The sequence below is a fragment of the Butyrivibrio sp. AE3003 genome (assembly GCF_000686065.1).
Lineage (GTDB): Bacteria > Bacillota > Clostridia > Lachnospirales > Lachnospiraceae > Butyrivibrio > Butyrivibrio hungatei_A.
The window spans coordinates 463051-479798 of sequence record NZ_JMLX01000001.1 but is presented as its reverse complement, the minus strand read 5'-3'; the positions used below and the strand labels follow the sequence as shown (position 1 = coordinate 479798).

Below are 16748 nucleotides of genomic sequence, written 5' to 3'. Positions count from 1 at the left end.
ACACTAAGTATAACTTTTTTTCGACCTTAATTGTGCTGACACGCTATGGATGCGACTCTTTATTCTCTCAGATATATCCCATCCCGGATTTTATGACGTTTGTCTTCTCTTCTCCGATAAGTCTTTCAAGCAGCTCAAAAGCAACCTGCGGAGCAGTCTGCGGGCAGTACGATGTTATGATATTGTCGTCGATCACGACAGGTTCATTTATCACATTTACATCGAATCCTGCAAGTTCCTTCTGCCTGTAAGCATCGCACAGATGATATGTTGTGCCTTTTCTTCCTGCAAGCGCGCCACTCCTTCCTATAGGAAGCGCACCTACGCAAACGCTCGCGATGGTTTTCTTGCTATCATTGAACTTACGGATAAGTTCAAGAAATCTCTCATCATAAGCTTCTTCAAAAAAACCGTAATTATGATCCCCGCCCGGAATTGCGAGCGCATCATAATCACTTACATCAATCTCGTTTATCAGCTTATCAACTTTTATCTGCGTTCCCCAGAATGCGCTTGAAACCTCACGTTCAAATCCGCATGTTTCAAGCTCAACATCATATCCATACTCGCTCTTTGCCCAGCCTGCCACATCGTAAAACGGTGCGAACTCAAGCATTTCAAAGCCCTTACAACAAAACAGTAATATTTTCATCTTTCGCTCCTGTCAATCTGTAACTTGTTCCAGCTTGAAAACTACAGGCCTTGTACCGTCTGTGCAGCATAAAACCTTTGTTTTGGGATTCTTATACCAATCGCTGATTATATTATTTCCACTCATCAAAGCACATAACGAAGAATAAATATCAAGCCATGCAACAGGGCAAAAACCTTCCGGCATTACAGCTCCGCCTTCATAATAAAACTCATTTCCAACTTCAAGCACAGGACATGCGCCTGCTTCTTTTCCATCTACTAAATACTCTTCGGCAAGATCCCCGTAAAACTCTTTCCTGATCACAGTAATTTTTACTCTCAAACCTAAAAAATTTCTCCTCCGTTACCACATATACCTGAAAACTTTCTCTCTCGTTACCACATCCAGAATATTGTTCCTTCAGACTTGGTTAAGCCAAGTTTTTTCTGAAGTTCAAGTGATGCTGTGTTGCCAACGACAACTTGTCCGAAAGGAATATACCCCTTTTCGAGAGTTCTTCGTATCATCTCTATCTCAAGAACTGTGCCGTACCCCTTTCTTCTGTGTTCCTGTAACACCTGTAAGAGTCCAACACTACCTTCCATGTGCTCTCCTATAAATCCGACAGGACTACTGTTCTCATACCCCATAACGATATTACCACGCTCAATAAGCTCTTTCAGCTCTTCTTCACTCACAAGGCCATACTCTCTTGAAATAAGAGGAAAATCTTCCATTGTTGCCGTTTTGTATTCGAGCACATCATCCGCTTTAGGTGGCTCTTTCGATAAGTATGCCAACTGATAGCATTCCATAACATTTTCATAGGCAAATTTCTCAGCAACCATATGGCCAAGTTCCGCGTTGGATATCATTATAAGCGGCTTCGCTTCTCCGTTATTCCGCTCTAAGATTTCAATCCCTTTTGCGACATCATCACAAGCCAACATCAATGCCTTGCTCATAGTATCCTTAAGCAATATCGCATCATCTGCCCTTTCGATTATCTGTGCCGTCCCGCGCTTGATCACGCGGTCTATATTCAAATTTTCAATTGTAGTTAAATCCACACGTCAATCCCCTTTTACTTTACTCGTATAATTTCAATTCTTTTATAGCACTCAAAAAAGCCTCTTCATCCTATCTAGAATCACTTTAGCAATCACACTTCTGCTTCATGAGCATTAATCCATTTTTTCATCTCTGCTTCAAACTCGTAATCACTTCTATTTTCTACAGCCTTTATTATGCTTGGTGTAATCATATCATCCTGTATTTCTTTGATAACATGCCAGTTCTCTTTAATTGCTTTTATAATAAACTCATCACTGACTATTTCAGCAGGTACTTTCTTAAAATAACTTCGATTTTTACTTATAGCTGCCAAGTATACTTCTTCATTAAGATAACTTTCTGGAACTTCTTTTAAATTTTTTAATGACAATCGAACAGTATTTGCATAATACCTACTTGTTCTATATTCTTCAGGAACTATCTCTGGCTCATACAATCCCATTTTTTCATATACTTCCTGTGTTATTTGCGACTTATCCAGATACTTAAAACAATCAGGTAGCGTTTCGTTTATAACAAAAGTTCCGATGTATTCTTTAGGAATTGATAAAAAGAGTAAGCCTTTTCGGATATAGCACAAAATAGTTTCCCAATAGTCCTCAGAACATATTATGGTCTTCCAGTTCTCTCTCGGAATCAAGTTCAGATAATCAAGAACTACCTCATCCGAGTAATCACTCCATTTTTTCCATGAATCACAAGGCGTATTTAATATCGCAGACTCAAAAAGATCAATCCTTATGCCTGCCATGCATACTTCAGGGGTTCTAAATTTTTCCGGTACGATGCTTAATAATTTCGAATTTCCCGCAACTGCCCACAGGCATGTTCCAAGATCAGTATTGCCATCTCTATATGCAACATCATCATTTAATTGATTAATAGCCTCTTCCATACGCGAAGCATATTTCTTCTCACCCAAACATGCATTTACATCAAGTTTCTTCGGGAAAACAGTTCTTTTAATCTTTTTTACCTGCTCTATGCTTTTATACTCTATAAAAGACTCATTCCAATCTCTAAGAACATTGTTGGTAAATAGTCGTTCAATATTCTTTATTTTTCTTGAAAGTCCATATAAGCTATATTCTGACGTATCAACGGAATTTATTTCTTTATCTTCAGATATTCCATTGTAAATAGCTAAAGGCTTAAGACATTCCTCTTTTTCTTGTTTATAAGTGCTTAAAGCCTTCTTATTTTCAGTAGTAGAAAGATATCCTTCAAACGAGTCATATTCTTTAACCATTCCAAAATAAGGTGAATAATAAATTGTAATTGTTCCATCAGGATTTAGCATGATATGATTATAAAAATCTAAATCGATTATCGCTCCATGTATTGTTCCATCTAATCCCAAACGTTTTACAGCCGCGGATATCTTCTCTTCCGCAGCTCTATAAGGCAGTAACGATAACATATACCTATAGACAACAACCGTAAAATTCTGATAAAAATACTGTATATCTGAACAATGGCTAATTTTTTTGCATTTCGAACCATAGCATATATATGCACCATTATTTTCATCCATAATAAAAAAACCATAAAACCCGCTCTTCTTTATCATATAGAACTTTGCCTGGTTCTTCTTGAGCTGTTTTTTTTATTAAAGATACACTGTCTGATCCTTCTCCACAATACTGTAAGAATAAAATATACCTATCTGGAGTAATCTCATATGCTCCATCTCCATATTGAATAAACGGATTGGCAACAGTGCCGTTAAGAACTTTCTTTAATACAATTTTTGCCTTTTCTTTATATCCAACTTGGTTATTTGCATACAAATGGTATCCATCTTTAACATAAAGCTCATTTCTATGATTGTGCCCATTAAAATACAGGCAATTTTTTTCATACTTTTCTTATAATCCGGCATCCAACAATGTAACGGATAATGCGTTAGAACTATGATAGGCGCCCCAGCCGTAATAGGATTATTCAATGCCCTTTCATATACTGATAAAAAAATCTCTGACTGGTGTATTTCCTCTTTTCTAGATAACGAACGAGGTCCAATTATATGCTCGCAATTATAGTATTCTTCATACTTTGCAAAGCCGGTCCCTCCAACCAACATAATATTATCCTTTCGCAAATCTCCAAGTTTCACGACTTTATATTCGTTTGTTAATAGCGTGATACCTATAGATTCAAACATTCTTCTATACGCCAAATCAGCCTCATCTATCATATCAAATTCTGAATACTCGTGATTTCCCATAACTGCGAATATGGGAACATGACTATTCTTATTAAGCTTCTTGCATGAATCAACAAACAATGTATAAAAACGAGTAGATAAATCAAGCGTATTTGCGATATCTCCACCAAATACAACCAAATAATCACCTTTATTATTTTTAATTCTATTTTTTAAATCCGAAGGCATAATCGAACTTACTATATCTTGTAGTGATGATAACCTATCATCATCTTTCAAATGCCATTCTAAATGAATATCTGTTATATAATAAATCGCGCATAATCCAACTAACTGTGCTTTTGAAAAAAGCCTCTTCGTGAACATACTTATTTAGTTCCGCAGGTAAATTCTTTTCAACCTTTATCAAATCAGTAGAATAACTCTGTGATATCTCAACTTCCTTGACATAACTATCCTCATTGTCCCGTAACTCTGCAAACAAGCCATAATAATAAGTACTTATAGTCTTGGCTTTATCCTCTTTCTCTTCTGAATATGGCCATACACATTTATTATTTCCGTAAATATCAAAATGCTCCGCTAACTCTTTTACTCTATCTGTATTTTCTCCCTCAGCGTTCTCATATGATACCGCTGTATCAAAGGAATAACCAATATATTTTTCAGCAACGCTTTTAAAAGTAGCATCATTTATAGCAGATACATCTAATACCTTTTCTTCCTGATCATACAAAGAATAAATTCCAAGACGTTCTGGCTCAAAATCATTATCATGTTTGCAGATAATATACATAACGATAAGCGACATAACAAACTCATCATCAAGATTATAGGGACCTGTATTTCCCTCAAAAAGCCATAACGTATCATTGATCAAATAAAATTCATAAACAAAAGATACATCATAATACTTACTTTTATAATCATCACTTTCCGAGATTATTCTATTCCATCCTGCTTTGCTAACATATCTATTCGATGGAATTTCCCCATACTTGTTTTGAAAAGCGTCCAATCCGCTTATAACATATTTTGCAAATTTCTTTTGAACGATATCACAATCATTAAAACGAAAAGCATTCTCTTTACGATAATCACAATAGATATCTTTCAATAACGCGGATGTTATTTCTTCATTCTTTATAAAATCCCTTCCTTTTTGCACCAAGCATAACTTACTAACAAGTTTTCGAGCTCTTTGCCGATTATACTTATTTTCACTTTTCTCATTAACAACATCCCAAATAGTTAGCATAGTAAAAAGCCTCCTACTATATGACATATCACTTGATTCCAAAAAAGAGCCCTTGCACAAAAGCTCCTAATATCATTAAATTACCTTATTCCATTGTTTTTCAAATTAGATGTATGTGACTCAATTATGTTAAAAATGTATCTTGCAACATGCTTTAGTTAATATGGCAACAAACACGAAAAGAATCTGGCTTTTCTTCATATTCTGTATCACCACTTCATAGAAAGAACACTAATATTCGCTATTATTTTATCATAATATCATTCTTATTTTACTTAATCATATGCATTCTACGCCAACGCATGGTCATTAGCATCATCATCCAGAATTTGCTGTATGCAAGTGGCATCATGCTGCTATATAGGAAGTTCATTTTAGTATTATCGTTCTGCTACTTCTTGTAAAATAAACTACCTCTTTCATTAGCTGTTGAATAGTGGCAGACTCTATCATTGTTGTTCTGCCACTATTCAACAGCTCCAAATCTTTGTTCCGCCCGAATTCTTATAGAAAACAGAAAAAGTGACTAAATCGTTTCAAAGTTCTTCATTTAGTCACTCTTCACACAAAAAATTCCTGAATAAAGCAGAAAAAAGTGACTAAATTGCTCCAAAGTTCTTCATTTAGTCACTCTTCACACAAAAGATCTTAAAAATAGAGCTAAAAAAGTGACTAAATCAGCATCTTCTGCTGTTTTTAGTCACTTTTCTCTCCGTAAATATATCTCTTAAATACCCTTTATCAAATACCGTCTCTACAATCGAGAAATGTTCTCTACTTAAATACCTTCTATAATTCAGAAGCGGCATTCTCTGCTTAAACACATTCTCTTTAACGTCTTCATCTTGCCGCTGCCTTAAGCGCCGCCACAACTTCAGCCTCCGTAGAAAGCGCAAGCACTTCCTTAGCCAAAGCATCCGCATCGGCCTTTGACCACTTCGAGATGATGCTGCGCGCGGTCAGTACAAGTACTGAGTTCACGCTGTACTCATCGAGCCCGAAGGAGATAAGGAGCGGTATCATCAGCGGATCTGCTGCCGCCTCGCCGCACATTCCGACAGGAATTCCCGCAGCCCTTCCCGCTTCGATTATATTCTTGACCGAACGCAGCACAGCCGGCTGGAATGCGGAATAAAGATATGCAACCTTTGCATTTCCGCGGTCGACACTCATCGTATACTGCGTAAGGTCGTTTGTTCCTATTGAAAAGAAATCCGCTTCTTTTGCGAGCATATCGGCTATGAGCGAAGCTGCCGCCGTCTCGACCATGCATCCGACTTCTATCTTCTCATCAAAAGCAATATTCTCAGAAGAAAGCTCTTTCTTGCACTCTTCAACAAGCGCCTTCACTGCACGGATCTCATCGACACAGGTAACAAGCGGAACCATGATCTTTGCCTTACCAAATGCACTTGCGCGAAGGATTCCGCGAAGCTGCGTCTTATAAATTTCCGGATTTGCAAGACAATAGCGCACCGCCCTGTATCCAAGGAAAGGATTGTCCTCTTTCTCAAGTCCCAGATACGGAATCTCTTTATCTCCACCTATATCAAGAGTACGGATGATAACCGTCTTACCGTTCATGATCTCAATCGCTTCTTTGTATGCTTCAAACTGTTCATCCTCGGAAGGAAGATGAGACTTGTCCATGAACAAAAATTCCGAGCGGAAAAGACCTATACCTTCCCCGTCGCATTCTATAGCCTTCTTTGCATCCTTAGGCGTACCTATATTGCAGAAAAGCTCTACCTTCATGCCGTCAGCCGTAAGAGTTTCTTTCCCCCTGAAACTCTCAAGTTCAGCCTGCGCGCGTATAAATTCTTCCCTCTTGATAACATATTTTGAAACTATCTCCCCGTCGGGATTAATATATACAACGCCTTCTGTGCCATCGACGACGGCGGTATCTTTATCTTTTACCTGTTCCGTTATACCGGGAACCGAAAGAACGGCAGGAATCTCAAGCGCCCTTGCAAGAATAGCGGAGTGCGAAGTCTTTCCGCCAACTTCCGTGATAATGCCTACAACATTCTCTTTAACTATCTGTGAAGTCATTGAAGGAGTAAGGTCATGAGCAACAAGCACAGTACCCTGCGGCACTTTGCTTATATCAACATCTTCTATTCCAAGAAGTTCTTTCAAAAGACCTGTTTTCACATCGGAAATATCAGATGCACGCTGGCGCATCATATCATCTTCCATTTTGGAAAACATACCTATGAACATATCGCACACAGCAGTGACTGCTGCCTCGGCGCACTGTCCCGCATCGATCATCTTGTTCATCTCACCCGACATAGCGGGATCGGCGATCATTGCTATATGACCTTCCATAATCTCAGCTTCTTTGGCCCCGATAGTTTTCCTTATATTATCGGCCATAGCGGATGTTTTAACTTTTAAAGCCTCCACAGCCGCTCCAAGTCTGTTTTTTTTCTGCTTCTGTATCTTCAATATGTTTAGCTTCAAATGACAGATCATAATCTGTTATAAGACAGATACTGCCAATGCCTATTCCTCTTGATGCTTCTATGCCTTTATACATAGATAATGACCTCCCGTAAAAGATTTCCTTTGCTTCAATCTCCGAGACCGCTCTCAATAAGCTCAACCGCTTTTGCAAGTGCTTCCTCTTCATCAGGACCGTCGCAGGTAACCTCAACTTCGGCGCCACACTTGATGCATGCCGCCATAAGCATCATGACGCTCTTCCCGTCATACTTTGAACCGTTAACGCAAAGATTTACTTCTGATGAGAAATGCATCATAGCCTGACTGAAAACTGTCGCAGGACGCATATGCATTCCCTGTTCATTTACGATCTTTACTGTTTTTGAAACCATTACACTTTTTCTCCTTTTTGTATGAATTATGATGCAGGTGCCAAAAAATATTTTCCAACACCTACATCATATGATTTTTTATTCTTCAACTGTCTTTTTCAATACACCAAGCATAAGGCAGCTTACAACCGCACCTGCTGCAAGTGCAACAAGATAAAGTGCCCAGTTTCCTACTACAGGGAATACAAAGATTCCGCCGTGAGGTGCCATAAGTGTGCACTTAAATGCCATTGAAAGAGCTCCGGCAACACCCGATCCAACCATAAGTGAAGGAATTACACGGATAGGATCTGCTGCCGCATAAGGAATAGCACCCTCTGTGATGAAACAGAATCCCATGATAAAGTTTACGGGACCTGCTTTTCTCTCTGCTACTGTAAACTTCTTAGGGAAGATAAGTGTAGCAAGAGCGATCGCGATAGGAGGAACCATACCGCCTACCATAACTGCTGCCATGATCATCCATCCTGTCTCATTCTGCTGTGCAAGAGCTGCCGTACCAAATACATATGCCGCCTTGTTGAGAGGGCCTCCCATATCTGTTGCCATCATAGCTCCAAGAAGAATGCCAAGTGCGATGATTGAACCGCTGCTCATTCCTGTAAGTACGCCTGAAATCCAGTTATTAAGCGCACCGACTATAGGATTGATAGCGCACATAACAAGACCGATCATCGTAATACCCGCAAGAGGATATATAAGAACAGGCTTTATTCCCTCAAGAGACTGCGGAAGCTTGTTACATATCTTTTCAAGCCAGAGAACCAGATAACCCGATACAAAACCTGCAACAAGTGCTCCAAGGAATGCAGAAGGGATATCTCCACCGGGATTTGCGAATGTTGCGCCCGTTGATGCAAGGTAGCCACCTACAAAACCAACGGCAAGGCCCGGTCTGTCCGCAATTGACATAGCGATAAATCCCGCAAGTATCGGAAGCATGAATCCGAATGCTGCTCCGCCGATATTCTTAAACCATGCGGCTATAGGTGTGTTTGTACCAAAGTTACTGGGATCGATTGAATAATCATCAAGCAAAAATGCGATAGCTATAAGAATACCGCCACCTATAACGAACGGAAGCATATGTGATACGCCGTTCATTAGATGCTTGTAAAGCTTACGGCCAAGCGACTCATTTGCTGCGTCTTCTTTTCTTGTAACTGCTCCCGTGTGATGATATACGGAAGCGCTGTCAACTTTCTCAAACAGCTTTTCGGGTTCGTGGATGGCTTCCTTCGTTGATGCCATAACTACCTTCTTACCGTCAAACTGTCCCATATCTATATTTTTGTCACATGCAACGATTACCGCATCTGCCTCAGCGATCTCTTTTGCTGTAAGAGGATCTTTTGCTCCGCCCGATCCGTCTTTTTCAACTCTGAAAGTAATTCCGAGCTCTTTTGCTTTAAGCTCAAGTGCCTCAGCAGCCATAAATGTATGTGCAATACCTGTAGGACAAGCTGTAACCGCTACGATCTTCTTCCCTGCTTTAGAAGGTGCTTCAGACTTAACCGCTCCATTCTCAGCATCTTTTTCTGTTTCCTTGGAATCAATAAGTTTAAGGAACTCGTCAACCGATTTGGCATCCACAAGTTTCTTGCAGAACTCTGTGTCCATAAGCATTCCCATAAGCTTTGCAAGTACCTCGAGATGTGTATCTGCGCCATTTTCAGGTGCAGCGATCATGAACAAAAGATTGCTCGGCTTACCGTCGAGTGCTTTGTAATCCACGCCCTTGGGACATGTGATTGCAACAAGTCCTGCCTTATTTACAGATGCAGATTTGCCGTGCGGAACCGCGATTCCGTTTCCGATTGCCGTTGAGCCCTTAGACTCACGTTCAAGGATAGCTTTCTTAAATCCTGCTACATCCTTAAGATTTCCGACTGACTCATGAAGTGCGATAAGTTGGTCTATTGCCTCATTCTGATCAGACAATTTAACCTGAAGCTTGATCCCCCTGGGATCGATAAACTCTGTAATTCTCATAATACCCTCCTAAAACAACAAATTACATGTTTAAAGTTCCTTAAAAACCTTCTCTATATCTGCAGCTGTTGCAAGGCCATCCGAAAATGCCGTTGCAGAACCTGCAGCCGTTCCCATTTTTAGTGCAGTCTCGTAGTCTTTTGTTTTTAAGTACCCTGCCACAAAACCTGCTACCATAGAATCTCCCGCACCGACTGAATTTCTGACTGTTCCTTTCGGAACTCCGATGCGATATTTCAAGCCGTTTTCGTCAACCAGCATCGCTCCGTCTCCCGCCATAGAGATAAGAACATTTCTTGCTCCCATCTTCTGAAGACTGACCGCGCCTTCATATATCTCATCATCCGTTTCAAGTGTCTTTCCTATGATCTCGCCAAGTTCAAAATTGTTTGGCTTAATAAGGAACGGATGATACTTAAGAACATTTGTGAGCAGATCCTTCGTCGCATCAACAACAAACTCTATTCCTTTTCCGTCGAGCATAGAAAGAATCCTTTCATATACATCATCAGGAAGCGAGCTTGGAATAGATCCCGCCAGGATAAGAAGATCGCCTTCTTTCAAGTGCGAGAGCTTGTCAAAAAGCTCTTTTTGCGACTCTTCATCAATCTTCGGTCCCTGAGCGTTTATCTCTGTTTCAGCTACTGCCTTAATCTTGACATTGACACGGGAGATTCCTTCCTTAAGTTCGATAAAATCAGTATCAATGCCTGCTGCCTTAACGCCTTCATCGATGGCGCGTCCTATGAAGCCTGCCACAAATCCTAAAGCCGTACTCTTAAATCCAAGTTCCGACAATACCATGGATACATTTATGCCCTTCCCGCCATAGTAGTACTCTTCACTTGTTGAACGATTCGTCATGCCGGGAAGCAATTCCTTGTCCATTCTTACTACATAATCAAGCGCCGGGTTAAAAGTAACCGTATAAATCATCAATAATCCTCCATCTTTACTTGCAACACCTATGGTATAAGTACCTCTGTATGATTCACATACTCTTTTGCCGTAAGTCTGTCTGTAATAATGCTGCATTCTTTTATGTCCGCAAAAGTCACGGAGTTGACCTTGTTGAACTTGGTATGATCTGCAAGTACATACGACCTGTATGCATGCTTAATCGCTGCCGTCTTGATCATCGCCTCGTCAACATCCGGTGTTGTGAAACCTGCGTGAACTGAAATTCCGTTTGTACCCATAAAAGCCTTCGTAAAATGATATTTGCGAATAAACTCCACACAATCGGTTCCGACTGCCGCTTCCGTTGAAGCCTTGAGCCTTCCGCCGATCATCGTGGTCTCAAATCCCTTGTCCATAAGACGCTTTGCATGAACAACACCGTTTGTGATGTACTTCGCATTGTGATTGGTCAGATAATCGATCATCGCAAGAGTTGTCGTGCCCGCGTCAATATAAACAAAATCATCATCCTCAATGAGATCGGCAGCAAACTTACTTATGCTGTCTTTTTCCTCTACATTCTTCCGGGCTTTCATCTTAACCGCGTCTTCCTTGGTATCTACATCCCTCGAAGACAATGCGGTCGCACCTCCAAACACCTTGATCAGTTTACGTGAGCGATCAAGTGCGCTTATATCACGGCGTATGGTTGCTGCAGATGTATCCAAAAGCTCGATCAGTTCATTGACGGAAACTGCCTTCTTTTCATTTACAATCTCAACAATACGTGCTCTTCTCTCTTCAGTCAGCATTCAAAATCTCCTTGAGCAAAAATGTTAATTTGTGATTTCTTGATTAAAATATAGCACTCAAAAAATCAATTTGCAATCATATCCAATCATAAATAATCACAAATAATCATTTTCGTTCAAACTATACATTTTTGTACTTGCCTTTTTGTTAATTTTTGATTGAGTATTTTTCACTCATATTTTTTTGCGCATAAAATAAAGCACTCAAAAAGAGCAGTCATTCCGGAAACCACCGAAACAACTGCCCTTTTTATGCCATTTTTTATTTAACTACCAACTTTATTCTTCAGCATTGGCTGCCGCAACCTTATCGGCTCTTGCCTCAACCTCTTTTGCCTGAACATCCGAAGGAGCCTGCTCATATCTGTTAAACGAATACTCGTACTCTCCGCTTCCGCCCGTCATTGAACGAAGCTGTGTGCAATATCCGTAGAGTTCCATCTGTGGAACCTCGGCCTCGATAACCTGTTTACCGGTAAGCGAAGGATTCATTCCGAGCACTCTTCCTCTTCTCTTGTTAAGATCTCCCATTACGTCACCCGTGTAGTTCTCGGGAACAGTAACTTTAAGAGATACTATGGGTTCAAGAAGAACAGGTGTCGCATCCATGAAGCCTTTTTTGAAGGCATTGGAAGCTGCTACCTTAAACGCCATCTCGGACGAATCAACAGGGTGATACGATCCGTCATATAGAGTTGCCTTAACACCGACAACGGGATATGCGGCAAGAGGTCCTCTCTGAACCGACTCCGCAATTCCTTTTTCAACAGCGGGGAAGAAGTTCTTAGGAACAGCTCCGCCGACAACTTCCTGATCGAATGTATAAGGAACCGTCGGATCTCCCAAAGGAGCAAAGCGCATCTTAACATGTCCGTACTGTCCGTGTCCGCCGGTCTGCTTCTTATATTTATATTCCACATCGGAATTCTTTCTTATCGTCTCTCTAAATGCAACCTTGGGTTTGGTGAGGTCTATTGCAACCTTATATACATCCTTTAACTTATTCTGGATAACCTCAAGGTGCATATCGCCCATTCCATAAAGAAGCGTCTGACGATTCTCTGCGTCATTGACAACCTTGACGGTCTGATCTTCCGCAGCAATCTTGGCAAGAGACTGTGCGATCTTATCAATATCGCTCTTATTCTGGGCATGATATCTCATAACCGTGTACGGCTGTGAAATATCCATCTTTGCATACTGTATGGGTGTTCCCTTGGTAGAAAGAGTATCTCCCGTCGCAACATCGATCTTCTGAAGTGCGCCAAGGTCACCCGCATGAAGCTCCGATACTTCTGTTGTCTTATTTCCCTGAAGCACATAGAGCTTACCTATCTTAAGTTCCATATCCTTATCCGCAACGAACATCACATCGTCGGGTTTAAGAACGCCCGATCTTACCTTTATAAGTGAGTACTTACCTATGAAAGGATCGATCATTGTCTTAAATACAAAAGCTGTCTTTGGCTTGGAGAAGTCAAAGTCCGCTTCAAAAATCTCATTTGTATTGGTGTTGATACCTGCCATCTTGCGGTTCTCAGGGCTTGGCATGTACTTAACGATATCGTCAAGAAGTGTGTAGATACCCTGGCAGAGCGTACTTGAACCCATCTCGATGGGAACAATACTTCCGTCGCACACATTAGTCCTTACCGCTGCTCTTATCTCAGACTCAGAGAAAGTTTCACCGTTAAAGTATCTTTCCATAAATTCTTCCGAAGTCTCAGCTACGGTCTCAATTAGAGTATCTCTGCATATCTTAAGGTTCTGCTGATTGTAATCGGGAACTTCGCACTCAACAACTTCTTTTCCCGACCACTTGAAACCTTTCTCCTGAATAACATTAACGTATCCTACGAACTTCTCGTTCTCACGGATAGGCAGGTTAAAAGGAGCCATCTTCTTGCCGTACTTATCGGTCATATCCTGCACAACCTGTCTGTAGGAAACATCATCTATATCCATATCGGAAACAAATACCATGCGAGGAATCTTGTACTTTTCGCAAAGTTCCCATGCTTTTTCTGTTCCGACTTCGATTCCGGCTTTTCCCGAAACGACGATAATTGCAGCATCCGCTACACTGATTGCTTCCTCAACCTCCCCGACAAAATCAAAAAATCCGGGAGTATCCAAAAGGTTGATCTTGTGTCCGTCCCACTCGAGAGGAATTGCCGATGTGCTTATAGAAATATGCCTCTTCTGCTCCTCCTTATCAAAATCACTCAGAGTATTTCCATCCTCCACAGTCCCCATCCTTGATGTAATACCGGCAAGATAAGCCATTGCTTCAGCTAAGGTTGTCTTTCCGGCTCCACCATGTCCGAGCAGTACCACGTTACGAATCTTATCAGTTGTGTAAACGTTCATATCTTATCCTCCAGTCGCTCAAATTTGGGTATTATGTACGAGATATGATACAGATCCCCAAAGACTTATAAGAATATTTTACTAAAAACATGTACCCAAAACAAGTATTCTAAGCGATTATGCACAAAAGTTGCTTCATGTTTTTCAATCTCTTATAGTAAGCCTTCATAATTGATTTTCGCACATTAAAGTGTTATAGTTTTTTTCACAAGAATACATGATTTTAGGGGGTTCTACCTTTTATGAACAATATGACCTATGGTTTTATAGGCCTCGGGCTTATCGGCGGATCGATTGCCAGGGCGATAAAGGAAAATGAGCCGTCTTCAAAGATAATCGCATACACTCCGCACAGAGAAACCGTGGACACCGCTCATGCCGAAGGGATAATCGACGCTCCCCTTTATGAGATCGGCGCAGAATTCAGCGATTGCGATTATATCTTTTTGTGCGCTCCCGTTGAGTGCAACAATGATAACATCCAAAAGCTCCTTCCTTTTTTGAATAAGAAGACAACACTTACCGATATCGGAAGTGTCAAGAACGGAATACATGAGAAGATAAAAGAGCTCGGGCTCGAGGATCAGTTTATCGGCGGCCACCCAATGGCAGGTACCGAGAGGATCGGATTTAACAACTCGAAATCTTCTCTTTTGCAAAACGCTTATTACATTCTGACCAAGACAAGCGTCACTAATGAAGACAGGATAAAAAGATATTATGACCTCGTTAAGATGATCGGCGCGATCCCGCTTGTTGTGGAATACAAACAGCACGACTACATCACGGCTGCGATAAGCCACGTTCCGCATGTGATCTCCGCTTCGCTCGTCAACCTTGTAAAAGACAACGATTCGGAAGATGAGCTTATGAAGACAATCGCCGCAGGCGGATTTAAGGACATAACCAGAATATCTTCATCTTCTCCCGTTATGTGGCAGCAAATCTGCACTACAAACGCAGCGAATATCTCGGATCTTTTATCCAAATACATCGATTCTCTGTACGATATCAAACTTGCGATCGATGAAAAAGACAGCGAGAAACTCTTCGAATTCTTCTCAAAAGCAAGAGAATACAGAGAGTCATTTATAACAACATCAAGCGGGCCTATCCAGAAGGTTTACGCGATCAAAGTCGAGATTGACGATCATCCGGGCAGACTTGCCAAGGTTGCGACTCTTCTATCCGACAATGAGATAAACATCAAAAACATCGGTATCGTGCACAACAGGGAATACGAGCGCGGTACACTCAGAATCGAGCTCCACGATCAGGACGGCCTTGATAAAGCAGGCAAAGTTCTTGAAAAAAACGGTTATAACATCTATCTGTAAAAAACAAGGAGAGAGAGACTTACATGACTACATTAGAAAAAGCCAGAGGTCCATTAAGAGGGGAAGTTACCGTACCGGGTGACAAATCAATATCTCACAGAAGCATTATGTTCGGCGCTCTCGCTGAGGGCGACACAACAATCACGGGATTTCTTGAAAGCGCAGACTGTCTTTCAACCATCGATTGCTTCAGAAAGCTCGGAATATCGATTGACCGCGAAGAGGACGAATACAGAAACGCCAAGAAGATCACCGTTCACGGAAAAGGCCTGCACGGTCTCACCGCTCCCATCGAGACTCTTTATACGGGAAACAGCGGAACAACAACCCGCCTTATGTCAGGCATCCTTGCGGCACAGCCTTTCGATACATCTATCACGGGCGATTCTTCAATTGAGCAGCGCCCGATGAAAAGAGTTATCGATCCGCTCACGCTCATGGGTGCATCCATATCATCAGCCCGTGGAAACGGCTGCGCTCCGCTTAATATCGAAGGCGGAAAAGAGCTTAAGGGCATCGATTACACAAGTCCTGTTGCTTCAGCACAGGTAAAATCAGCGATTATCCTTGCAGGACTTTACGCAGAAGGTGACACGATCGTTCGCGAGCCCGCTCTTTCACGAAATCACACAGAGATAATGCTCTCCGCTTTCGGTGCGGACATCCACAACGAAGTTACGGATCTTGGAACGGCATCTGCCATTCTTCATCCCGGACGCCCGCTTAAAGGAATCGACATCAATGTTCCGGGCGATATTTCATCTGCCGCATACTTTATCGCAGCGGCGCTCGTAGTACCCGGTTCAGAACTTCTTATCAAGAACGTCGGTGTCAACAAGACCCGCGCAGGTATAATAAATGTTTTGAAAAAAATGGGAGCAGACATCACTCTCCTTAACGAAGATAATTCTCAGGAATCAAGAGCCGACATCCTTGTAAGATACAGTAAGCTCTGCGGAAACGAAAGCGGCAAGTTCATTATCGGCGGAAAAGACATTCCGACTATGATCGACGAACTTCCCGTAGTTGCAGTTCTTGCAGCAACAGCAGATTGTGAGACTGTTATCCGCGACGCTGCGGAGCTCAAGGTAAAAGAATCAAATCGTATCACTACAGTTGTCGAAAACCTCACGGCAATGGGTTGTGATGCCGAAGCAACAGACGACGGAATGATCATTCGCGGTGGCAAGCCTCTCTTTGGAGCAAACATCAATTGTCACGCCGATCACCGCCTTGCAATGAGCTTTGCGATCGCATCGCTCGTCGCCGAAGGCCCTACGGTCATCCAGGATTCCGAGTGCGTATCAATTTCATACCCGACCTTCTTTGAAGACCTGAAGGCACTGACAAGATAAAAAAGA

Annotated in this window: 14 protein-coding genes and 1 pseudogene; 2 read left to right on the top strand and 13 right to left on the bottom strand. The window is 41.5% G+C overall.

Annotated features, from left to right (window positions below):
• Positions 1-67: 67 nt before the first annotated feature.
• The 13 genes and pseudogenes from CD00_RS0102360 to fusA all read right to left on the bottom strand — a co-directional run bounded on the left by CD00_RS0102360 (position 68) and on the right by fusA (position 14050).
• Positions 68-652: a DJ-1/PfpI family protein gene (locus CD00_RS0102360; RefSeq protein ID WP_026654440.1), complete on the bottom strand. Its 585-nt coding sequence runs from the start codon at positions 650-652 to the stop codon at positions 68-70.
• A 12-nt stretch (positions 653-664) separates the two neighbouring features.
• Positions 665-976 (bottom strand): TIGR04076 family protein, encoded by a 312-nt coding sequence (locus CD00_RS0102355; RefSeq protein WP_026654438.1) that lies wholly within the window; start codon positions 974-976, stop codon positions 665-667.
• Positions 977-1029: 53 nt separating this feature from the next.
• The gene (locus CD00_RS19020; protein WP_051594054.1) at positions 1030-1704 is read right to left on the bottom strand and encodes a GNAT family N-acetyltransferase; all 675 of its coding nucleotides are present in this window, start codon (positions 1702-1704) and stop codon (positions 1030-1032) included.
• A 92-nt stretch (positions 1705-1796) separates the two neighbouring features.
• Positions 1797-3242 (bottom strand): DUF4116 domain-containing protein, encoded by a 1446-nt coding sequence (locus CD00_RS0102345; RefSeq protein ID WP_034461924.1) that lies wholly within the window; start codon positions 3240-3242, stop codon positions 1797-1799.
• Positions 3235-3498, bottom strand: a complete 264-nt coding sequence (locus CD00_RS20340; protein ID WP_034461922.1) for a hypothetical protein — start codon at positions 3496-3498, stop codon at positions 3235-3237. Before CD00_RS20340 ends, CD00_RS0102345 begins: the two co-directional genes overlap by 8 nt.
• A complete protein-coding gene (locus tag CD00_RS0102340) occupies positions 3447-4154 on the bottom strand; it encodes a metallophosphoesterase (RefSeq protein WP_026654436.1) in 708 nt (235 codons plus the stop codon). The genes CD00_RS20340 and CD00_RS0102340 overlap by 52 nt, the downstream gene beginning before the upstream one ends.
• Positions 4144-5133, bottom strand: a complete 990-nt coding sequence (locus tag CD00_RS0102335; protein WP_026654435.1) for a hypothetical protein — start codon at positions 5131-5133, stop codon at positions 4144-4146. Before CD00_RS0102335 ends, CD00_RS0102340 begins: the two co-directional genes overlap by 11 nt.
• Positions 5134-5973: 840 nt before the next feature.
• Positions 5974-7678 (bottom strand): annotated as a pseudogene (gene ptsP / locus CD00_RS16895) (phosphoenolpyruvate--protein phosphotransferase).
• A gap of 34 nt (positions 7679-7712) precedes the next feature.
• Positions 7713-7976, bottom strand: a complete 264-nt coding sequence (locus tag CD00_RS0102325; protein ID WP_026513795.1) for an HPr family phosphocarrier protein — start codon at positions 7974-7976, stop codon at positions 7713-7715.
• A 78-nt stretch (positions 7977-8054) separates the two neighbouring features.
• Positions 8055-9968 carry a PTS fructose transporter subunit IIABC gene (locus CD00_RS0102320; RefSeq protein WP_026654434.1) on the bottom strand — a complete coding sequence of 638 codons (1914 nt, stop codon included), beginning with the start codon at positions 9966-9968 and terminating at the stop codon, positions 8055-8057.
• Between the two features lie 30 nt (positions 9969-9998).
• Positions 9999-10904: a 1-phosphofructokinase gene (pfkB, locus tag CD00_RS0102315; RefSeq protein WP_026654433.1), complete on the bottom strand. Its 906-nt coding sequence runs from the start codon at positions 10902-10904 to the stop codon at positions 9999-10001.
• A gap of 29 nt (positions 10905-10933) precedes the next feature.
• A complete protein-coding gene (locus CD00_RS0102310; protein ID WP_026654432.1) occupies positions 10934-11680 on the bottom strand; it encodes a DeoR/GlpR family DNA-binding transcription regulator in 747 nt (248 codons plus the stop codon).
• A gap of 279 nt (positions 11681-11959) precedes the next feature.
• Positions 11960-14050 (bottom strand): elongation factor G, encoded by a 2091-nt coding sequence (gene fusA, locus CD00_RS0102305; protein ID WP_026654430.1) that lies wholly within the window; start codon positions 14048-14050, stop codon positions 11960-11962.
• A 242-nt stretch (positions 14051-14292) separates the two neighbouring features.
• On the opposite strand from fusA, the gene CD00_RS0102300 reads away from it, so the two are divergent.
• Together CD00_RS0102300 and aroA are read left to right on the top strand one after the other, a co-directional pair.
• Entirely contained in the window at positions 14293-15387 is a 1095-nt protein-coding gene (locus CD00_RS0102300) for a prephenate dehydrogenase/arogenate dehydrogenase family protein (protein WP_026654429.1), read from the top strand.
• A 23-nt stretch (positions 15388-15410) separates the two neighbouring features.
• Positions 15411-16742 carry a 3-phosphoshikimate 1-carboxyvinyltransferase gene (gene aroA / locus CD00_RS0102295; protein WP_026654428.1) on the top strand — a complete coding sequence of 444 codons (1332 nt, stop codon included), beginning with the start codon at positions 15411-15413 and terminating at the stop codon, positions 16740-16742.
• Positions 16743-16748: the final 6 nt, after the last annotated feature.